We start from the raw sequence: 21788 nt of genomic DNA, 5'->3' as shown, positions 1-21788 counted from the left end.
CCCTGCGCTTCACACAGCGCGTGTTACACGCGAATCAACCCAATCGAATGTTCAGGCTCTGAGCGTCGCCCGTGCGGGCAGCGCTGATCAGCTGTTGCCGTGAACTGGTGTTCAGCGGATTGAGCCAGGTTACCACCGTGTGGCTACGACCCAGGCGCAGCGCTTCACAGGCCAGTTGCTGAGCGCTTTGCGCGCCGCGTGGTTGCAGCAGCAGAATGCGTTCACGGTTCAGGCCGGCCTCTCGCAGCCAGATTTGTGTCAGGCTGGCTGGAGGGGCGATCAGCGTCAGCCAGCGCGCATCCTGATCCTCGCTCAGTTCCCGAAGGATCGGGGCCAGCAGGTTCAGGCAGTTCCCGGCCGCGCCGCGCAGTGACAGCTCACTGAATACTTCCGGTTCGGCAATCCACGGGCGCTCGACCACATCTTTCAGGATCGGCGCCATCGGTTGTGCCAGAAACGCTTCGAATAAAGGCAGTTGTGTTTGCTGAGGTGTGTGTGGGAACTGCATAAAGCCTCCTTTAGCGGCGGATGACGCCGACACTCAAGCCTTCAATCACCAGTTCCTGATCTTTCAGGTCGACTTCGATAGGGGCGAACTCGGGGTTTTCGGCGATCAGCCAGACCTTGCTGCCTTCGCGCTTGAAGCGCTTGACGGTCACTTCATCGCCGATACGTGCGACGACCACCTGGCCATTGCGTGCTTCGCGGGTGGTATGCACCGCCAGCAGATCACCGTCGAAAATGCCGATGTCCTTCATGCTCATGCCATGCACGCGCAACAGGTAGTCGGCGCGGGGATGAAAGAAGGCCGGGTTGATGTTGCAGGACTCTTCGATGTGTTGCTGGGCGAGGATTGGCGCGCCGGCGGCGACCCGGCCAATGATCGGCAGGGTGGAGTCGTCAGCCTTGGCTTCGAAGCCGGGGATGCGAATGCCGCGGGAGGCGCCCGGGGTCATCTCGATAGCGCCTTTGCGGGCGAGGGCTTTGAGGTGTTCCTCGGCCGCATTCGGCGACTTGAAGCCCAACTCCTGAGCGATTTCCGCGCGGGTTGGCGGATAGCCGTTGTCTTCGAGGCAGCGTTTGATAAAGGCCAGAATCTCGGCTTGGCGTGGCGTCAGCTTTAGCATATTGATCGCTCTGTCTTTTTATACAGTGACTGGGATTATATACAGTGAAGCGGTCTTGGCAATGCCCGTTTTTTTACAGGCCGCCGGACGGTCGGCGGCCTTGCTGATTAATGAAGCGGGCGAGTGTGGTTAAATAGCTGACCGACCATTCCCAAAGCGAACCGGCAGGCTTGACAAGGCACAGGCTGAAACGTATGTTTCAAACAAGTGTTTGTCAGGCGGAGTAGCCATGGCCCAGTCGGAAACCGTTGAACGCATTCTTGATGCTGCCGAGCAGTTGTTCGCGGAGAAAGGTTTCGCCGAAACCTCATTGCGTTTGATCACCAGCAAGGCCGGGGTAAACCTGGCGGCGGTGAACTATCATTTCGGCTCCAAGAAGGCGCTGATCCAGGCGGTTTTTTCGCGCTTCCTCGGGCCGTTCTGCATCAGCCTCGACAAGGAGCTGGAGCGGCGGCAGGCCAAGCCTGAAAACAAGCCGACGCTTGAGGAACTGCTGGAGATCCTCGTTGAGCAGGCGCTGGTGGTGCAGCCGCGCAGCGGCAACGACCTGTCGATCTTCATGCGCTTGCTCGGCCTCGCGTTCAGTCAGAGCCAGGGCCACCTGCGTCGTTATCTGGAAGACATGTACGGTAAGGTGTTCCGCCGCTATATGCTGCTGGTCAACGAAGCGGCTCCACGCATTCCTCCCATCGAGCTGTTCTGGCGCGTGCACTTCATGCTTGGCGCGGCGGCGTTCAGCATGTCCGGGATCAAGGCCTTGCGCGCGATTGCCGAGACCGATTTCGGCGTCAACACCTCGATCGAACAGGTGATGCGTCTGATGGTGCCGTTCCTTGCTGCTGGCATGCGTGCCGAAACCGGTGTCACCGACCCGGCGATGGCCACTGCGCAGCTTCGCCCGCGCAGCAAATCGACCCCGGTCGCCGCCAAGGTTTAGCCGCGCACGGGTGGGCGCGGCTGCTTGTATCCGCTAAGCTAGCCGCCCATGCCGACTCTCGTTCTGAACCCGATCTTCATAGAAATTACTGACCTGCCGAGCACTGCTCACGGTAGCGATTTCTGGCGGATCGGGTTTTTCGTTTTCAAGGAATCTCTATGACTGCTGGCCTGCAAGGCTCGTTGATGGTGGACGTCGCCGGTACCTGGCTGACGGCCGAAGATCGCCAATTGTTGCGTCAGCCCGAAGTGGGCGGCCTGATCATTTTCGCGCGCAACATCGAGCATCCACGCCAGGTGCGTGAGCTCAGTGCGGCGATCCGCGCCATTCGCCCGGATCTGCTGCTGGCGGTGGACCAGGAGGGCGGTCGCGTGCAACGCCTGCGTCAGGGCTTCGTGCGCTTGCCGGCGATGCGCGCCATTGCCGACAACCCGAACGCCGAATTCCTCGCCGAACAATGCGGCTGGATCATGGCCACCGAAGTGCTGGCGGTCGGCCTCGACCTGAGTTTCGCCCCGGTACTGGATCTTGATTACCAGCGCAGCGCCGTGGTTGGCACCCGTTCGTTCGAGGGCGATCCCGAGCGCGCCGCATTACTCGCCGGCGCCTTCATCCGTGGCATGAACAGCGCGGGCATGGCCGCTACCGGCAAGCATTTCCCCGGTCACGGCTGGGCCGAGGCGGACTCCCATGTGGCGATCCCGAACGACGAGCGCAGCCTCGACGAGATCCGCGCCAACGACCTCGTACCCTTCGCCAGACTCAGCAAACAACTGGCCGCAGTGATGCCCGCCCACGTCATCTACCCGCAAGTCGATTCACAGCCTGCCGGGTTCTCCCGCCGCTGGTTGCAGGACATCCTGCGCGGCGAATTGCAGTTCGACGGCGTGATCTTCAGTGACGACCTGTCGATGGCCGGCGCCCATGTGGTCGGCGACGCCGCCAGTCGTATTGAAGCTGCGCTCAGCGCCGGTTGCGACATGGGCCTGGTGTGCAACGACCGGGCAGCGGCGGAACTGGCCTTGAGCGCTGCGCAACGGATGAAGGTCAAGCCGTCCGCGCGCATCGCCCGCATGCGCGGGCAGGCGTTCGCCAGCACCGACTACCGCCAGGACCCGCGCTGGCTCACCGCCATCGGCGCGCTAAAAGACGCTCAACTGATCGATTAAGGATTTCTGCTATGACGGTTTACGCAATCATCGGTGGCACCGGTCTGACTCAACTCGAAGGGTTGACCATTCGCCAGTCGCTGGCGGTGGACACGCCCTACGGTGCGCCATCGGCCGACGTGCAGATCGGCGAATACGCTGGCAAGGAAGTGCTGTTCCTCGCCCGTCATGGCCATCCGCACCGTTTCCCGCCGCACAAGGTCAACTACCGCGCCAACCTGTGGGCACTGAAGCAGGCCGGCGCCGAGGCGATCATCGCGGTCAACGCGGTGGGCGGGATCCATCCGGCCATGGGCACCGGGCATTTCTGCGTGCCACACCAGATCGTCGATTACACCAGCGGTCGCGAGCACACGTTTTTCGCCGATGATCTGGAGCACGTAACCCACATCGATTTCAGCTTCCCCTACAGCGAGCCACTGCGTCAGCAACTGATCGCCGCGCTGGCTGCCGAAGGTTGCGAATACAGCGATCAGGGCGTGTATGCCTGCACCCAGGGCCCGCGCCTGGAAACCGTGGCCGAAATCGTGCGTCTGGAACGTGATGGCTGCGACATCGTCGGCATGACCGGCATGCCGGAAGCGGCACTGGCCCGTGAGCTGGATCTGGATTACGCCTGTCTGTCGCTGGTGGTGAACCCGGCAGCGGGCAAGACCACGGCGGTTATCACCATGGCCGAGATCGAGCAGGCGCTGCATGACGGGATGGGCAAGGTGAAATCGACGCTCGCGCGGGTGTTGGCCAGCTAAGGGCTGTCCATGAGCATTTTCATCGAGCGGCTTAAAGGGCTGGCATGGACTCACGCATTCAGTAGCAAGGCGTTGGCCAAGGCCCGCGCTTATGCTGCCGATGATCGGGTAGAGATCATCGAGATCAATGACATGAAGATCGAGGCGTTCTGCGTCGGTTCCGAAAGTCAGGCATATGAACAAAGCATCTACCTGTCCGAAGATCGCCTGGGATCGATTAATTTGCGTTGCTTATGCACCTGCCCCGTCGTGATTGATTGCAAGCACTGCGCGGCGGTGCTCTATCACCTGCAGGGCATTGACGACGATACGTCCGAAAGTGACGCACAGATCCCCATGGGGCGGGCGCTGGAGCATTGGCTTTCGACTATCCCCGTTCCGGTCAAATCCGTCGACGAAAGGGCGCAAATCGCGGGTACGCGCTTGTTTTACAAGCTCAAACCCACGTCTGCGAACGGCAAGTGGCTGCTCGATATTTTCAAGGTCCATCAGCTCAAGAGCGGCGAGTTACGCGAAGTAAAACCGATGTATTCGCTCTCGGACATGCTCATGCGTCAGCCCGGTTATTTGTCCGAACTGGATCTGCGCGTCGCCAGGCTGTTGGTCGCCATGCATTCCCATCATGCCTATTACAGCGGCTATCCGCTGGAAGGCAGCAGTGGCGCGGAACTGCTGGAAATGCTTCTGCGCACCTCGCGCCTGTTCCTTGATTTCGAAAACTTGCAGCCACTGACGCCGGGCGCGAAACGCATGGGTCTGTTCTCTTGGGCCGAGCAGGCCGACGGTGGGTTCCGCGCCCAGTGGAGCAGTGCCGAGGCTACGCAGGAAACCGTGCTGGCGCTGGAGCCGCTTTATTACCTCGATCGTGAGCAGCGACAGGTTGGCCCTCTGTTCAGTGAGCTGGAAGAAAAACTGGCCTGCCATTTGACCCTCGCCCCAGACATCCCCGCGCGTCAGGCCATGCAGTTCAGCCATCGCATGAGCGCGATGACCAAAATCCCGCCGCCGCACAAGCTCACCGAACGAATCATCGATGACGTGCTTCCGCAGCCGCAACTGACCTTGGTCAGCGGCCGGGAGCGTTCGCGCTGGGAATACGTTCTGGAACACCGCGCCGCTCTGGTGTTTACCTACAACGGTCATCCGGCGGTGGATCGTCATCCGGAAGTGATGATCCTCAATGGCACTGAAACCCAGCGCATTCGACGCCAGCCTGCAATGGAAAAGAAGCTGCGCCAGAGCCTGCAAAAGCACGGCTTCAAAAAAGCCACGCGCAAGAGCGCTATGGATCGTCCCGGCGAGATGTTCACCTTGCCGGATGATTCCGCCTGGCTCGGATTCATGCACGAAGGGCTTGCCACACTGCGCGCCGCGGACTGGGAAATCGAAATCAGTCCCGGCTTCCATTTCGATGTGCAGCCGGTTGAACACTGGTACGCGGAGGTTGAAGAGGAGGTCGGGCATCAATGGTTTGATCTGCAACTGGGCATCGTTGTCAATGGCGAGCGCTACAGCTTGTTGCCGATCCTTCTGCATCTGTTGCGCACCCAGCCACGTTTGCTCGACCCGGTGAATCTGGCGCAACGCAGCGACGACGAAAAACTCCTTATTGAACTCAAGCCCAGCGGTTTTGGCGACCCGGCAGGCGCCAAGGTGGCGTTGCCGCTGAGTCGGGTCAAACCGCTGATGGCGACGCTGGGCGAGCTGTACCTGGGCGGACATCAGGGCGATGCGCTGCGCTTGACTGCTCCAGACGCCGCGCGCCTGAGTATGCTCGATGGCGTGCCACTGGAATGGCAGGGCGGCGAACGCCTGCGCACTTTTGCCAAGCGGCTGCACAATTCCAGTCACACCCACATTGCTGCGCCGGCCGGCCTTAATGCGCAACTGCGCCCATATCAGCTCGAAGGCCTTGGCTGGATGCAGACTCTGCGGGAGCTGGAGGTCGGCGGCATTCTTGGCGATGACATGGGCTTGGGCAAAACCCTGCAGACCCTGGCGCATCTGCTCACGGAAAAGCACGCCGGGCGCCTCGATTGCCCGGCACTGGCGGTGATGCCGACCAGTCTGATTCCCAACTGGCTCGACGAGGCCCAGCGCTTCACGCCTCAGTTGAAGGTCCTGGCGCTGCATGGGACCGGGCGGCAAAAAGACTTCGCCAATCTCGCCGAATACGACTTGGTGCTGACCACTTACGCCTTGCTGCCCAGGGATCTTGAAACGTTGCGGCCGCAGTCGTGGAGCGTACTGATTCTCGACGAAGCGCAGAACATCAAGAACCCGCTGAGCAAAGCGGCGCAGGCCGCACGTGACTTGCAGGCCCGTCAGCGCTTGTGTCTGAGCGGCACGCCACTGGAAAACCATCTGGGCGAGCTGTGGTCGCAGTTTCATTTCCTCATGCCTGGCTGGCTGGGCGACAGCAAATCCTTCAACCGCGATTACCGCACACCGATCGAGAAGCATGGCAATGTCCAGCGCATGCAGCACCTGACGGCGCGCATCAAGCCGTTTCTGCTGCGTCGCAAGAAAGATCAGGTCGCCACTGAGCTGCCGCCGAAAACCGAAATCATCCATTGGGTTGAACTCAGCGACGGCCAGCGCGACGTCTATGAAACGGTGCGCGTGGCGATGGACAGAAAAGTGCGCGACGAAATTGCCCGCAGTGGTGTGGCGCGCAGTCAGATCATTATTCTTGATGCCTTGCTCAAGCTGCGGCAGGTCTGCTGCGATCTGCGCTTGATCAACATGCCGCTCACGGCGAAGGCATTGCGCTCGGGCAGCGGCAAGCTGATCAGCCTGATGGAGATGCTCGAAGAGTTGCTCGGCGAAGGTCGGCGCATCCTGCTGTTCTCCCAGTTCACCTCGATGCTGGCGCTGATCGAGCAGGAGTTGCAGCATCGCGCCATCGGTTATTCGTTGCTGACTGGCGACACAACCGATCGGCGCACGCCAGTGAAGGAATTCCAGGGCGGCAAGGTGCCGTTGTTCCTCATCAGCCTCAAGGCTGGCGGTACCGGTCTGAACCTGACGGCTGCGGACACGGTGATCCACTTCGACCCGTGGTGGAACCCGGCGGTGGAGAATCAGGCAACTGATCGCGCTTATCGTATCGGGCAGAACAATCCGGTGTTTGTTTACAAGTTGATTGCCAAAGGTACCGTGGAGGAAAAAATCCAGGCGCTGCAGCAGGAGAAGGCTGCGCTGGCCGGGGCGGTGCTGGAAGGCGGTACGACAGGTGGGTTCAAGCTGGAGCAGAGTGACATCGAGGCGCTGTTTGCGCCGCTGCCGGTTTCCAGGGGTTGACTGTCCAGGTCAGAGCTCGATATCTGATGGCCCCATCGCTGGCAAGCCAGCTCCCACAGGTTTTGTAATGTTCACAAAATAGTGCTCAACGCAAAGCACCGTGGGAGCTGGCTGGCCAGCGATGGCAATTTATCGGAAAAAACACATCTCAACGCTTGTCGAACTTGTCCGGCAACGGCGCAAACAGCGCTTCAATATCATCGCTCTGCAGTTTCCAGTCCCCGGCCTTGCGCCCATCCAGCACGCCCGCTGCCAAGTCAGACTTTTCCTTCTGCAGGTGCTGAATCTTCTCTTCCACCGTGCCCCGGGCAATCATCTTGTAGACGAACACCGGTTTCTCCTGGCCGATTCGATACGCACGGTCAGTCGCCTGATTCTCGGTGGCGGGGTTCCACCACGGATCGTAATGAATCACCGTATCCGCTTCGGTCAGGTTCAAGCCGACGCCGCCAGCCTTCAGGCTGATCAGAAAGATCTGACGCTTGCCGCTCTGGAATTCCTTCACCGGCGTGCGCCGATCGCGGGTCTGACCGGTCAGCAAGGCGTAGGCCACATTGCGTTTTTTCAGTTCATCTTCGATCAGTGACAGCATCGAGGTGAACTGCGAGAACAGCAGAATTCGCCGGCCTTCCTCGAACAACTCTTCAAGCATTTCCATCAGGCTGTCGAGCTTGCCCGAGCTGCTGCCACGGGCGGGCAGGGTGGCGTCGTTGACCAGACGCAAGTCGCAGCAAACCTGACGCAGCTTGAGCAAGGCTTCAAGAATGATGATCTGGCTACGCGCCACGCCTTTGCGAGTGATTTCGTCGCGGACTTTCTTGTCCATCGCCAGACGCATGGTTTCGTACACGTCGCGCTGGGCTTCGTTGAGATCGACCCAATGGATGATCTCGGTCTTGGGTGGCAGTTCGGTGGCCACCTGTTCCTTGGTGCGGCGCAGCAGAAACGGCTTTATCCGTCCATTGAGGTGCTGCAGCCTGACTTCGCTGGCGCGCTTTTCGATCGGCACGCGGTAGTCGGCATTGAAGCTTTTGACATCGCCCAACCAGCCCGGCAGCAAAAAGTGGAACAACGACCACAACTCGCCGAGGTGGTTTTCCAGCGGTGTGCCACTCAGGCACAGGCGCTGGCGCGCGTTGAGTTCGCGAGCGGCCTGCGCGGCCTTGCTGTTAGGGTTCTTGATGTACTGCGCTTCGTCGAGCACCAGAACGTGCAGCGGCTGTTGTGCCAGCCGTTCGACGTCCTTGGGCAGCAGTGCATAGGTGGTCAGGATCAGGTCGAAGTCGGCCAGATGCTCGAAATGCTTTTTGCGGCCGGCACCGTACAGCGCGACCACTTTAAGCTGCGGCGTGAAGTGCGCGGCCTCGTCGAGCCAGTTCGGGATCAGGCTGGTGGGCATCACCACCATGCATGGCCGATCCAGGCGCCCGGCGTTTTTCTCACTGAGAATATGCGCCAGGGTCTGTAGGGTTTTACCCAGACCCATGTCGTCCGCCAGAATCCCGCCGACCTCAAGCTGACGCAGCGACTGCATCCAGCTCAAGCCTTCGAGCTGATAAGGACGTAACGTCGCGTTCAAGCCCTTCGGCGCTTGTGCACTGTAGTCGCGGATGTCGCGCAGGCGTTGGGCGAAACTGCGAATCTGTTCGCCACCTTCCCACAGCAGGGGAATGCCTTCCAGCGAGTTGAGCCGCGTGGCGTCGGCCTTGCTCAGGCGCAGGGTGGTTTCGCCCGGCTCCTGCAAGTAGAACTCGCCCAGCGTTGCCAGTACCGGTTTTAGTCGGCCAAGGGGCAGCGCCACTTGCAGCGGCCCGTGCTCACTGCTGCGTTGCGGCACATTGACCAGAATCAGCTCGTCATCGCGGCGCCGCGCCAGGCGTTCCGGGTTGAGGATTTCCGTGTGCGAGCGCATCAGGTTGAGCAGGATCGGCAGCAGGCTCAGGCGTTCACCATTGACGATGATCCCCAGTTCCAGATCGAACCAGTCGCGCTCCGGCGCCTGTTCGACGGTGGCGTACCAGTCGTCGACGGCGGTCAGGTCGAAACCGAATTCCTCGTCGATCTGCAATTCCCAGCCTTGGGTGCGCAGCTTCGGCAGTTCGTTGAGGGTAAACGTCAGCCAGGCGCTGTCGTTGACCATCTCGTACAGCTCGCCGGCGCTTTCCGGCAGCGCTTTGCTCTGGCGCGTGGCGATACGGAAGCCGAGGATTCTTAACTGTTCGCGGTAGGACTGTTCCACTTCCGGATGGCGTTTTATCCGCAGGGTCTGGGTTTCCTGGCGAATCAGAATGTCGCTGTTTTTCTGCCCGCTGACGTACTCATCCAGATAGCTGAACGACAGCGCCGCCCGATGCTGGATGTAGCGCTGCATCTTGCCATTGCGCGGCTCGAACGCGCTGAACTCGACACTCGCCAGCCACAGGCGCGGCAGCGGTTGCACGTTGTCCACCAGCACTTGCGGCGGCGCCTTGGGGCTGCGGTTCTCCAATACAGCCTGGAGTTTTTCCAGCAGTTCGGCGTCTTTTGCGGCGGCAGGGTATTCGAGGGTTTCCTGCACTTGCAGGAGTACTGCTGCGCAGTGTTTGCAGTTGTTGCGCACCGGGCAGGTGCAGGTAGCGTCAACCAGCAGCAGGGTGCCTTTGGCTGACTCGCGCAAGTGAATGGTCTGACGGTAGACATTACCGCCAGAGCCTTCGCAACTGGCGGTGATGGTCGCATCGCCGACCTGGGCGATGCGTACCCGGTTCTCCAGGGCGTAGCGGCGGCCACGCTCCAGGCTCTGTTCCTTGAATCGGCTGACCCAGGAGGGTGCCAACGGTTTACTCAGGGGCGGGGACATAAGGACTTCGATCAGTCCGGAATCGCTTCAGGGGCTTGCCGTGGGGCGGGCGCCGTCAGGGAAGTGATCTTGATCAGCAGCGCCAGGTGGCCGTTGTCGAGGTAGTTGAGTTGGCCATTCTTGGTGTGGCTGTCCTGCTTCAGGCGCTCACTGGCGGTGACCAGGCCGTTGCTGTCGATCTGGTTGACCCAGAAGTCGGCGTTCACGTCGGTGAAGCGCCCGAGTTTCATTTCCAGGGTGCCCTCGATCGGGAACTGACCGAACTGTTCCTTGCCGTCGCTGACGGCAACCTTGGTTGGCGCTTCGCCGAGGGTCTGCTGCCAGGCCTTGTGCATCAGCACGCTGTAATCACCGCTGGCGCTGAGTTTGCTGGCAACGTCGCCGAGCGCGGGTGTGCGCAGGCTGTCATCACCCAGGCGTTGAGCGCCGGCGGCCCAGTCTTCCGGGGCGGCACGGCTGACGATCGCCGGCACGGCGTTCTGGCGCACCAGAATCATTTCGACCTGATACAGATCATCGGCAAACGCCATCGGTGCTACGAAAGTGAGTAGCAAAGTCAGTGAGCGAAACAGGCGCATGCGGCGTCCTTCAAACGGTTTTCGGGAGGAGTCGCTCGAACAGCGCCTCTACAGTATTAAAGCGCTCTTCCGGGCGTTCCATCGGCACCTGGAACTTGAACATCGTCGCGCCTTCGAATTTGTAGCGTTTTGGCTGAGTCTGGATCAGTTTGATCAAGGTCATCGGGTCGACTGGCGTCTGCGCGGCGAACTCGATGCGTCCACCTTGCGGGCCTCCGTCGACTTTCTTGATGCCCAGTTGCTCGGCCTGCAACTTCAGTGCAGTGATGCGCACCAGATTCTTGGTTGGCTCCGGCAGCAGACCGAAGCGGTCGATCATCTCCACTTGCAGATCCTTCAGGCCTTCCTCATCGGTGGCCGAAGCGATGCGCTTGTACAGAATCAGGCGGGCGTGAACATCCGGCAGATAGTCTTCCGGAATCAGTGCCGGCACGCGCAGATTGACCTCCGGGCCACCGCCGAGCGGTTGGTCAAGGTTCGGTTGTTCGCCCTTGCGGATCGACTTCACTGCGCGCTCGAGCATTTCCATATACAGCGTGAAGCCTACGGCCTGAATCTGCCCACTCTGGCCGTCGCCCAGCAGTTCGCCGGCGCCACGGATTTCCAGATCGTTGGTCGCCAGGACGAAACCGGCACCGAGGTCCTGAGTGTTGGCAATCGCTTCCAGACGCTTTTCCGCATCGGAAGTGATTTGCTGGCGCGGCGGCGTCAACAGGTAGGCGTAAGCCTGGTGGTGACTGCGACCGACACGTCCGCGCAACTGGTGCAATTGCGCCAGACCGAACTTGTCGGCGCGCTCGATGATGATGGTGTTGGCGCTCGGCACGTCGATGCCGGTCTCGATGATGGTCGAGGCGATCAGCACGTTGAAGCGCTTGTGGTAGAAGTCGCTCATCACCTGTTCGAGTTCGCGCTCACGCATCTGCCCGTGACCGATGCCGATCCGTGCTTCCGGCACCAGTTCGGCGAGATCCGCCGCGCATTTCTCGATGGTTTTGACGTCGTTGTGCAGGTAGTACACCTGACCGCCACGCAGCAGTTCACGCAGCAGGGCCTCTTTGACCGTGCTCTTGTTCTGCTCCATGACGAAGGTGCGCACCGACAGGCGTCGAGCCGGAGGCGTGGCGATGATCGACAGATCGCGCATGCCCGACACCGCCATGTTCAGCGTGCGCGGAATCGGCGTGGCGGTCAGCGTGAGAATGTCGACTTCGCTGCGCAGGGCCTTGAGCTGTTCTTTTTGCCGCACACCAAAACGGTGTTCTTCATCGATGATGACAAGGCCAAGGTTTTTGATTTTTACATCGTCGGACAGCAGCTTGTGCGTGCCGATGACGATGTCGATCTTGCCTTCCGCCAGATCGGCAATCGCCGCGTTGACTTCCTTGGCCGACTTGAAGCGGCTCATCACTTCCACGGTCACCGGCCAGTCGGCGAAGCGGTCGCGGAAGCTGTTGTAGTGTTGCTGGGCGAGCAGGGTGGTCGGCACCAGAATCGCCACCTGACGTCCGCCGTGCACGGCGATGAACGCAGCACGCATCGCCACTTCGGTCTTGCCGAAACCGACGTCGCCGCAGACCAGCCGGTCCATCGGTTTTGGCGCAAGCATGTCTTCGCGTACGGCTTCGATGGTGGCTTGCTGATCCGGGGTTTCTTCGAACGGGAAGCCGGCGCTGAAAGTTGCGTAATCGGCTTTCGGGTCGGCAAATGCATAGCCTTCACGCGCGGCACGACGGGCATAGATGTCGAGCAATTCAGCAGCGACATCGCGCACCTGTTCGGCAGCCTTGCGCTTGGCTTTCTGCCAGGTCTCGGAGCCGAGGCGGTGCAGCGGCGCCAGTGAGTCATCGCTGCCGGTGTAACGGGCGATCAGATGCAGGTTGGCCACCGGCACGTAGAGCTTGGCGTTCTCCGCATATTCCAGGGTGAGAAATTCGGCCGCCTGATTATCGATTTCCAGAATCGTCAGGCCCAGATAGCGCCCGACCCCGTGATCGATATGCACCACCGGCGCGCCTTCGCGCAGTTCGGTAAGGTTTTTGATCACTGCATCGTTGTTGGCGTCGGCGCGTTTTTCCCGGCGCCGGCGCTGCATGACGCGCTGACCGAACAGCGGGCTCTCCGCCACCAGCGCCAGCGCCGGGTCATCGAGCATCAAGCCTTCGTCGAGCGGGGCGATGGTGATCGCCAGACGATCCTTGCTGCTGACAAAGTCCGGCCAGCTGTCGACGGTTCTCGGCCGCAGCTTCAGACGTTCCAGCAGCTCCAGCAGGACTTCACGCCGGCCCGCGGATTCGGCGGTGAACAGCACGCGCCCGGGGAATTCATCGAGGAACGCCGAGAGCGCCGCCAGCGGTTGCGTGGCCTTGGCTTCGATCGCCAGGTTTGGCAGTGCCTGCGCCGGGAAGCGCTCGCGACCGGCGCCGGATTCGACGTCCTGCTGACTGGCGACGACCCGTGGCCAGCTCTTGAGGCGGGCGAAGCAGTCTTCCACCGGCAGGAACAATTCCGCAGGCGGCAATAGAGGGCGCGATGGATCGACGCGGCGCTCTTCGTAGCGATTGCGCACGTCGTTCCAGAAGTTTTCTGCCGCCTGTTCGATGCCCGGCAGCGAGAACACTTGAGTGTCCTGCGGCAGGTAATCGAACAACGTCGAGGTTTCGTCGAAGAACAGCGGCAGGTAGTACTCGATACCGGCCGGGGTGATGCCGCTGCTCAGGTCCTGGAAGATCGGGCAGCGTCGGAAGTCGACGTCGAAACGCTCGCGGAACCGCGCCTTGAAGCGGGTGACCGCATCTTTCTGCAGCGGAAATTCTCGGGCCGGCAGCAGCTTGACCGAATCGACCTTGTCGATGGAACGCTGGTTTTCCGGGTCGAAGGTGCGCAGGGTTTCGATTTCGTCGTCGAACAGGTCGATGCGATACGGCAATTTGCTGCCCATCGGGAACAGGTCGATCAGTGCGCCGCGCACGGTGAACTCGCCGTGCTCGTATACGGTGTCGACGTAACGATAACCGCTGGCTTCCAAGCGCGAGCGCATCTGTTCGACATCGAGCTTCTGTCCGACATCCAGCACCAGACTGCTGCCGAGCAGGAACTTGGTCGGCGCCAGGCGGTGCAGGGCGGTGGTGATTGGCACCACCAGCACGCCGTGCGCCAGTTCCGGCAGCCTATAAAGACTGGCGATGCGCTGGGAAATGATGTCCTGGTGCGGCGAGAACAAATCGTACGGCAGGGTTTCCCAGTCGGGGAAATGCAGCACGGGCAAATCCGGGGCGAAGAAACTCAGCTCCTGTTCCAGCCGTTCGGCACTCTGGCTGTCGGCGGTCAGTAGCAGGGTGAAGCGCTTGGCAGCGCTGGCAGCCTCGGCAATCGCGAGGCTGAGGGCAGCACCGGGCAGGTTGCCCCAATGCTGTTTACCTGCCGCGGCAGGGAGAAGCGGTAGACGCAGAACGGGCACGGAAGGTTGAGCTCCAGGCTTTGCGACAAAGTCGGTAATTGTAACGGCGTCCGGTGCCGGCTGTCAGTTGCAGACTGCGTCTATCTTCGCGCTTTGCGCAAAATGTAGTGGTAACCATAAAAACGAGCACTTTTTTCAGGGTTATGTAGTGCCGAAATCGACTGGTGTTACGGAGGGTTACAGACATCGTCTAACAGTCGTCGAAAAATTGACTGCGCTGGAAGCCCCGGTTTTACTGGGCTGGCGCGGGGCGTAATTTTTTTGAACGGAATTTTGTTACCGATTGCGCGACAAGCGCGCATTGCTACAAGAGGTTCTCGGCGGCATAATGTAGCCCCTTTTTTCTGCCCCTACATGTGGAAGGTTCCCGTGACTCAGAAGCCCGACCAGTGTCTTGGTGAATGGATCGACCGTGAAGCACTCGCAGAAGCGATGATTCCGCTTATCGGTCAGCTCTACCGCAATAATAACGTGGTGAGCTCGATCTATGGCCGCAGCCTGATCAACCAGTCTGTCATCGCGATTCTCAAAGCGCACCGCTTTGCTCGCCACCGTTCCTCCGACGATAGCGAACTCTCCGTCCACGAAACATTCCCTCTGCTGAAAGCCATGAGCGAGCTCAAGCTCGGCGCGGCTTCGGTAGACCTGGGCAAGTTGGCGTTCAAATTCCGCAGCGAAGGCAATGGCCGCAGCGCCGAGCAGTTCGTGCGTGAAGAACTGGCTGACGTGGTTGGTCAGCAAAACGCTTCGGCCCGTAAAGGCACTGACGTTGTGCTGTACGGCTTCGGTCGTATCGGCCGTCTGCTGGCGCGCATTCTGATCGAGAAAACCGGTGGTGGCGACGGTCTGCGTCTGCGTGCCATCGTCGTGCGCAAAGGCGCCGAAAACGATCTGACCAAACGCGCCAGCCTGCTGCGTCGCGATTCGGTACACGGTCCGTTCAACGGCACCATCGTCATCGACGAAGAAAACAACACCATCACCGCCAACGGTAACCTGATCCAGGTGATCTACGCGAAGAACCCGACCGAGGTGGATTACACCCAGTACGGCATCAAAGACGCGCTGCTGGTGGACAACACCGGTGTATGGCGTGACGCCGATGGCCTGGGTCAGCACCTGCAATGCCCGGGTGTCGCTCGCGTTGTTCTGACCGCGCCTGGCAAAGGCAAGCTGAAGAACATCGTTCACGGTATCAACCACAACGAAATCACCACTGACGACAAGATCGTGTCCGCCGCTTCCTGCACCACCAACGCCATCGTGCCGGTGCTGAAGGCTGTGAATGACAAGTTCGGCATCATCAACGGTCACGTCGAAACCGTTCACTCGTACACCAACGACCAGAACCTGATCGACAACTTCCACAAGGGCGATCGCCGTGGCCGTTCCGCCGCGCTGAACATGGTGATCACCGAGACCGGTGCTGCCACCGCTGCTGCCAAGGCTCTGCCTGAGCTGGCCGGCAAGCTGACCGGTAACGCGATCCGCGTTCCGACGCCAAACGTGTCGATGGCCATTCTCAACCTGAACCTTGAGAAAGCCGCCAGCCGTGAAGAGATGAACGAGTACCTGCGCTACATGGCGCTGCACTCCGATCTGCACAAGCAAATCGACTTCGTCAACTCGCAGGAAGTGGTGTCCACCGACTTCGTGGGTTCGCGTCACGCCGGTGTGGTCGACGCTGAAGCGACCATCGTTCAGGACAACCGCGTTGTTCTGTACGTCTGGTACGACAACGAGTTCGGCTACAGCTGCCAGGTGGTTCGCGTGATGGAAGACATGGCCGGTGTAAACCCGCCAGCGTTCCCGCGCTAAGCCTTGGCTGCAAATGAAAACGCCCCGACTTAGGTCGGGGCGTTTTTTTATGCCTGCTGAATCTCAATTGCCTGTACCGGCCTTATCGCTGGCAAGCCAGCTCCCACAGGTTGTGGGGAAGTCGCACGATTGCGGTCACATCCTGAAATCCCTGTGGGAGCTGGCTTGCCAGCGATGGCGTCCTATCGGGCGCCACCTGCCACAGCCGCTTGCGCAGTCCGCAGTTCATGCTTGTTACCCCGGAACAGCACCAACGTCGCAATCAGCCCCAGCACCGCCGCACCGCTGAGCCAGATCCCCGGTGCCGCCTTGTTGTCGAGCACGTGAATCAGGTAAGTGCACGCCGCCGGTGTAAAACCGCCGAAGGTTGCCGTCGCCAGGCTATACGCCAGCGAGAATCCGGTGGTACGCACTTCCACCGGCATGATTTCGGTCAGCGCCACCACCATCGCGCCGTTGTACGAGCCGTACAGGAACGACAGCCACAGTTCGACGATCAGCAAATGGCTGAAACTCGGGTTCGCCACCAGCCACGACAGCGCCGGGTAGGCGGTCAGGATCGCCAGAATGGTCGCCGCGAGCAGTAGGGGTTTACGCCCGATCTTGTCGGACACCGCGCCCATCACCGGCAGCCAGAAGAAGTTCGACAGACCGATGCACACGGTCACCAGCAGTGCGTCGAAATCCGACAGATGCAGTTCAGCCTTGCCGAAGGTCGGGGTGTAGGCGGTGATCAGGTAGAACGAAACCGTGGTCATCACCACCAGTGCCATGCCGGCGATGACGATGCCAAAGTTCTGACCGATCGAACGGACGATTTCCCGCAGGGTAGGGCGATGTTTGCGCGCCTGGAACTCGGGGGTTTCCTCCAGCGAGCGACGAATGATGAAGATCACCGGAACGATCATGCAGCCGATCAGGAACGGCACGCGCCAGCCCCAGTCTCCCATCTGTTCCGGGCTCAGCCAGTGGTTGAGACCCACTCCGAGCAGGCCGGCAAACACCACCGCCGCCTGCTGGCTGGCAGACTGCCAACTGACGAAAAAGCCCTTGCGGCCCGGCGTGGCGATTTCCGCCAGATACACCGAAACACCGCCCAGCTCGACGCCGGCCGAGAAGCCTTGCAGCAAGCGACCGAACAGCACGATCGACGGCGCGGCGACACCTAGGGTGGCGTAGCCCGGCACGCAGGCGATCAGGATCGTACCGGCGGCCATCAGCGCCAAGGTAATGATCAGACCCTGGCGACGACCGTGACGGTCAATGTAGGCACCAAGGAAGATCGCGCCCAGCGGACGCATCAGGAAACCGGCGCCGAAGGTCGCGAGCGAGAGCATCAGAGACGCGAAGGCGCTGTCGGCCGGGAAGAAGGTTTTGGCGATGGCCGTGGCGTAAAAGCCATAGACCATAAAGTCGAACATCTCGAGAAAATTGCCGCTGACAACGCGAAAAATCGCTTTGCCTTTGCCCGTGGTGGAGGACATTGGTTCGTACTCTCTGTTGGCTGTCTTATTGGAAATCCCTGAACTAGACACGTCCTCGCCGTCACGCGGCAAACTCAGGCAGTACCCGTGAACAGTTTTGTAACCATATGTGTATAAAGATCGTTAGGCAACAACTGGTTAGGGCGCTGCTTAAACGATATAGCCATTACCAAGGCCAGCATCTGGCTATCAAACGAATGAAAAACCTGTAGGAGCTGCGGAACGCTGCGATCTTTTGATCTTGATTGAAAAGACCAGAATCAAAAGATCGCAGCCTCGTTTCACTCGGCAGCTCCTACAGGTTCTGGCGCATAATCTTCAGCTTTGTGTGGGGAGTAGGGGATTTGTCTAAAGGGAGGCTGATTGGCGTTTTGCTGCTGGTGGGTGCCTTGTCCGGCTGCGGCAACGGCGATTCCATGGAAAGCTTCGGCGGCCCGACCATGGGCAGCACCTATTCGATAAAGTACGTGCGCCACGCCGGTCTTCCCGAGCCCGCGCAGGTTCAGCTTGAAGTGGAAAGAATCCTCGGCGACGTCGACCGGCACATGTCGACTTATCGCAGTGACTCCGACATCGAGCGCTTCAATGCCTTGCCGGCGAACAGCTGTCAGACCATGCCCGCCGCCGTGCTCGAATTGGTCCGAGTTGGCGAACAGCTGTCGGAGCAAAGCGAAGGCTCCTACGATCTCACGGTCGAACCGCTGATGAATCTGTGGGGGTTCGGCCCGCAAGGGCGTGAAGAGAAAGTCCCCGACCCCGCCGCGCTGGCCGCCACCCTGCAACGGGTCGGCTACCGCCATTTGCATGTCGACGGCGACCGCTTGTGCAAGGATGCACCGGTGGAAGTCGACTTCAACAGCATCGCTGCCGGTTACGCCGTCGACACCATCGCCGCCCGGCTCGACGCCATGGGCATCCATGATTATCTCGCCGAAGCCACGGGCGAGCTGAAAGCCAAGGGCAAAAAACTCGACGGTTCGGCATGGCGTATCGCGCTGGAGGAGCCGCGTGACGATCAGCAGGTGGCTGAGCGCGTCATCAATGTCGATGGCTACGGCGTGTCCACCTCCGGTGATTACCGCAACTATTTCCTGCAGGATGGCCGGCGCTATTCCCACACCTTCGATGCGCGTAGCGGGGCGCCGGTCCTGCACAACCTGGCGTCAGTCACGGTGATTCATCCTTCAGCGTTGATGGCCGATGGACTATCGACGCTGTTGCTGATTCTCGGGCCGGAAAGGGCTTGGGACTATGCCGAAAAACACGACATTGGTGCATTCTTCGTGATTCGTGCCGATACAGGTTTCGTCATTCGCACCAGCGCGGCTTTCGAGCGCCTCAGTGGCGCAAAGATTGACTGAAAACAGTACGAAAGCTGGCGTTGTAGTGCAGGCAAAAGTAGCCTACGACGCGACCAAGGGTTAATGTGCGCGGCGTTGACGCTTCTATAGACTGTGTCCGGGTTCTTTACTGACCCCCAATTGTTCCTTCGCGCCGCGATTCGGCGTGATTTAGCCGCTGGTGCTGCTGGCACCGCGGCCTGTTCTGAGGAGTACGCATGGCTGTCTACAACTACGACGTGGTGGTGTTGGGTTCCGGCCCGGCGGGAGAAGGCGCGGCAATGAACGCCGCCAAAGCAGGGCGCAAGGTGGCGATGGTCGACAGCCGTCGCCAGGTCGGCGGTAACTGCACCCACCTGGGAACCATCCCGTCCAAGGCCCTGCGTCACTCGGTGCGGCAGATCATGCAGTTCAACACCAACCCGATGTTCCGGGCGATCGGTGAGCCACGCTGGTTCTCCTTCCCGGACGTGTTGAAAAGCGCCGAGAAAGTCATTTCCAAACAAGTCGCTTCGCGCACCGGCTACTACGCCCGTAACCGCGTCGACGTGTTCTTCGGCACCGGCAGCTTCGCCGACGAGCAAACCATCGAAGTGGTCTGCGCCAACGGCGTGGTCGAGAAGCTGGTGGCCAAGCACATCATCATCGCCACCGGTTCGCGCCCTTATCGCCCGGCGGACATCGATTTCAATCACCCGCGCATCTACGATAGCGACACCATCCTCAGCCTCGGCCACACCCCGCGCAAACTGATCGTTTACGGCGCCGGTGTGATCGGTTGCGAATACGCTTCGATCTTCAGCGGTCTGGGTGTATTGGTTGAACTGGTGGACAACCGTGGTCAGTTGCTGAGCTTCCTCGACTCGGAAATCTCCCAGGCGTTGAGCTACCACTTCAGCAACAACAACATCACCGTGCGTCACAACGAGGATTACGATCGCGTTGAAGGCGTGGATAACGGTGTGATCCTGCACCTCAAATCCGGCAAGAAGATCAAGGCCGACGCCTTGCTCTGGTGCAACGGCCGTACCGGCAACACCGACCAGCTCGGTCTGGAAAACATCGGGGTCAAGGTCAACAGCCGTGGCCAGATCGAAGTCGACGAGGCTTACCGCACCTGTGTGCCAAACATCTACGGCGCCGGTGACGTGATCGGCTGGCCGAGCCTGGCCAGTGCCGCCCACGACCAGGGTCGTTCGGCGGCTGGCAGCATTGTCGATAACGGTAGCTGGCGCTTTGTGAATGACGTGCCGACCGGCATCTACACCATTCCGGAGATCAGCTCGATCGGCAAGAACGAGCAGGAGCTGACCCAGGCCAAGGTGCCGTACGAAGTCGGCAAGGCGTTCTTCAAGAGCATGGCGCGTGCGCAGATCGCCGGCGAGCCGCAAGGCATGCTGAAGATCCTGTTCCACCGTGAAACCCTGGAAGTGCTGGGCGTTCACTGCTTCGGTTATCAGGCGTCGGAGATCGTGCACATCGGTCAGGCGATCATGAGCCAGCCGGGCGAGTTGAACACACTGAAGTATTTCGTCAACACCACGTTCAACTACCCGACCATGGCCGAAGCCTATCGGGTAGCGGCGTACGACGGCCTCAACCGGCTTTTTTGACGGGCTCCGGCCGGTGGCCTGAGCCGGCCGGGGAGACCGATTTCAGCAATTCTCGAGGGTGGCAGTGGCCAAACCGGGAAAGTCTGTAATCAGGCTGTCAACGCCGAAGTCGGCGAGTCTGCGCATCAGCGCGGGCTCGTTGACGGTCCACACCGACACATGCAGCCCCTGACGCTGCGCCTTCTGCAGGCGTTCCGGCGTACAAAGCGTCCAGTTCAAAGCCAGAATCTCGCAGCCATAGCTGGCGGCGACCTTCAATGGGTCGAGCCAGGCGTATTCGGCGACCAGTCCACGCGACACGTCCGGCACCAGATCCAGCGCCGCTTTCAGCACTTCCCGCGAACTCGAAGTAATCGTGATCTTGTCCAGCAGGCCATGACGCTGGGCCATTTCGCGGATCGCCAGCACGGTGGTCGCCGCACGGGTGCGCGAGGCACTTTTGACTTCGAGCTGCCAGTGCTCGAAATCGCATTTCTCGAACAGTTCTTCCAGCGTCGGAATCGGGCACGGCTTGATCCAGCCCGGGCCGCCCTTGCGCGCGTCGTAGGTCACCAGTTCGGCGGCGGTGTGCTCGACCACCTTGCCGCGCCGGTCGGTGGTGCGCTTGAGGGTCGGGTCGTGGATCACCATCAGCTCGCCGTCCTTGGACAGGTGCAGATCCAGTTCGCAACGGCGTACGCCGTGCTTGAGACATTCCTGAAAACTGGTCAGGGTATTTTCCGGTGCTTCGCCCTTGGCGCCGCGGTGGCCGTAGATGAGGGTCACGGTGCTTCCTTAATTTAAATGCCTGATTCGTTCTGTTCACGGGCCAGGCGTCGTTCCTGGGCCTGTTTCTGCAGGATATAGCGGGCGAGCAACTGGCGCTGGGCGTCGGTCAAGTGTTCGAACTCGGTGCCGACGTCGTAACCGTCGCCCTTGCGGTCGCAATGGGTGACGCGGGCGCGCAGCAGCAGGCCCAGCGCCTGGGGCATCAGCACCAGTTTTACCGACAGGTGCGCGCCAGTGGCAATCGGGGTCGGGTGCTGAAAGTCGATCCCGCCTTCGGAGATGATCACCGGCTGCGGCTCGCCGATATGGCCGAGTACGGTCAGGGCGACCACCTGGCTGAGCAGGTCGATGCGTTTGTTCTGCGATTTGAGGAACGCGGCAATGGCCCGGTCGCGCTCGCTGATCTGGCGCAACAGGTGCTGCGACTCGAATTCGCTCAGGTGCAGTTCGCTGAGCAGGTTGAACAGCGGGGAAGCATCCTGCAACACTTCCTGGCCTGCGGCTTCGGGAGCGGACAGGGGCCGAATTTCCAGTGCGATCATGTCCTCGATACGGTAGTATTCGCGGCGATCTTCTTCATCTAATGTCGACATGGCGAACCCA

15 protein-coding genes are annotated in these 21788 nt (G+C 60.5%); 7 read left to right on the top strand and 8 right to left on the bottom strand.

The features are described from left to right. Positions 1 to 34: 34 nt before the first annotated feature. Together sulA and lexA are read right to left on the bottom strand one after the other, a co-directional pair. The gene (sulA, locus tag ABV589_RS05550) at positions 35 to 508 is read right to left on the bottom strand and encodes an SOS-induced cell division inhibitor SulA (RefSeq protein ID WP_003226591.1); all 474 of its coding nucleotides are present in this window, start codon (positions 506 to 508) and stop codon (positions 35 to 37) included. Between the two features lie 10 nt (positions 509 to 518). Further along, complete coding sequence (lexA, locus tag ABV589_RS05545) at positions 519 to 1127, bottom strand: transcriptional repressor LexA (RefSeq protein WP_003226590.1); 609 nt, start codon at positions 1125 to 1127, stop codon at positions 519 to 521. 229 nt (positions 1128 to 1356) lie between these two features. Between lexA and ABV589_RS05540 the strand changes: the two genes are divergently transcribed. The 4 genes from ABV589_RS05540 to ABV589_RS05525 all read left to right on the top strand — a co-directional run bounded on the left by ABV589_RS05540 (position 1357) and on the right by ABV589_RS05525 (position 7285). Next, on the top strand, positions 1357 to 2064 hold the full coding sequence (locus ABV589_RS05540; protein WP_007961819.1) for a TetR/AcrR family transcriptional regulator: 708 nt from the start codon (positions 1357 to 1359) through the stop codon (positions 2062 to 2064). A gap of 158 nt (positions 2065 to 2222) precedes the next feature. After that, the gene (gene nagZ, locus ABV589_RS05535) at positions 2223 to 3233 is read left to right on the top strand and encodes a beta-N-acetylhexosaminidase (protein ID WP_367085199.1); all 1011 of its coding nucleotides are present in this window, start codon (positions 2223 to 2225) and stop codon (positions 3231 to 3233) included. 11 nt (positions 3234 to 3244) lie between these two features. Continuing rightward, complete coding sequence (locus ABV589_RS05530; RefSeq protein ID WP_367085198.1) at positions 3245 to 3982, top strand: S-methyl-5'-thioinosine phosphorylase; 738 nt, start codon at positions 3245 to 3247, stop codon at positions 3980 to 3982. A gap of 9 nt (positions 3983 to 3991) precedes the next feature. After that, a complete protein-coding gene (locus ABV589_RS05525) occupies positions 3992 to 7285 on the top strand; it encodes a DEAD/DEAH box helicase (protein WP_367085197.1) in 3294 nt (1097 codons plus the stop codon). Between the two features lie 148 nt (positions 7286 to 7433). On the opposite strand, the gene ABV589_RS05520 is transcribed toward ABV589_RS05525, so the two are convergent. Genes ABV589_RS05520 through mfd form a run of 3 tightly spaced genes read right to left on the bottom strand, consistent with a single transcriptional unit; the run spans position 7434 to position 14162 of the window. After that, the gene (locus ABV589_RS05520) at positions 7434 to 10124 is read right to left on the bottom strand and encodes a DEAD/DEAH box helicase (RefSeq protein ID WP_367085196.1); all 2691 of its coding nucleotides are present in this window, start codon (positions 10122 to 10124) and stop codon (positions 7434 to 7436) included. An 11-nt stretch (positions 10125 to 10135) separates the two neighbouring features. Continuing rightward, a complete protein-coding gene (locus ABV589_RS05515; protein WP_367085195.1) occupies positions 10136 to 10702 on the bottom strand; it encodes a CsiV family protein in 567 nt (188 codons plus the stop codon). A gap of 10 nt (positions 10703 to 10712) precedes the next feature. Next, positions 10713 to 14162, bottom strand: a complete 3450-nt coding sequence (mfd, locus tag ABV589_RS05510; RefSeq protein WP_367085194.1) for a transcription-repair coupling factor — start codon at positions 14160 to 14162, stop codon at positions 10713 to 10715. 354 nt (positions 14163 to 14516) lie between these two features. Between mfd and ABV589_RS05505 the strand changes: the two genes are divergently transcribed. After that, positions 14517 to 15980: a glyceraldehyde-3-phosphate dehydrogenase gene (locus ABV589_RS05505; protein WP_367085193.1), complete on the top strand. Its 1464-nt coding sequence runs from the start codon at positions 14517 to 14519 to the stop codon at positions 15978 to 15980. Between the two features lie 182 nt (positions 15981 to 16162). Here the strand turns inward: ABV589_RS05505 and ABV589_RS05500 are convergent, their stop codons facing one another. Further along, positions 16163 to 17464 carry an MFS transporter gene (locus tag ABV589_RS05500; protein WP_367085192.1) on the bottom strand — a complete coding sequence of 434 codons (1302 nt, stop codon included), beginning with the start codon at positions 17462 to 17464 and terminating at the stop codon, positions 16163 to 16165. Positions 17465 to 17808: 344 nt separating this feature from the next. Between ABV589_RS05500 and ABV589_RS05495 the strand changes: the two genes are divergently transcribed. Both ABV589_RS05495 and sthA read left to right on the top strand, forming a co-directional pair. Then, entirely contained in the window at positions 17809 to 18825 is a 1017-nt protein-coding gene (locus ABV589_RS05495; RefSeq protein ID WP_367085191.1) for an FAD:protein FMN transferase, read from the top strand. Between the two features lie 197 nt (positions 18826 to 19022). Beyond that, on the top strand, positions 19023 to 20417 hold the full coding sequence (gene sthA / locus ABV589_RS05490; RefSeq protein WP_003226580.1) for a Si-specific NAD(P)(+) transhydrogenase: 1395 nt from the start codon (positions 19023 to 19025) through the stop codon (positions 20415 to 20417). Positions 20418 to 20459: 42 nt separating this feature from the next. Here the strand turns inward: sthA and ABV589_RS05485 are convergent, their stop codons facing one another. After that, positions 20460 to 21182 (bottom strand): glycerophosphodiester phosphodiesterase family protein, encoded by a 723-nt coding sequence (locus ABV589_RS05485; RefSeq protein WP_064588424.1) that lies wholly within the window; start codon positions 21180 to 21182, stop codon positions 20460 to 20462. A gap of 14 nt (positions 21183 to 21196) precedes the next feature. Then, positions 21197 to 21778 carry a PilZ domain-containing protein gene (locus tag ABV589_RS05480; protein ID WP_007968195.1) on the bottom strand — a complete coding sequence of 194 codons (582 nt, stop codon included), beginning with the start codon at positions 21776 to 21778 and terminating at the stop codon, positions 21197 to 21199. Between the last annotated feature and the right edge of the window lie 10 nt (positions 21779 to 21788).

The organism is Pseudomonas sp. HOU2, from assembly GCF_040729435.1.
In the GTDB taxonomy this organism is placed as follows: Bacteria; Pseudomonadota; Gammaproteobacteria; order Pseudomonadales; family Pseudomonadaceae; genus Aquipseudomonas.
Note: the sequence above shows the minus strand (reverse complement) of the source record. Positions and strands in the feature narration are given on the sequence as shown.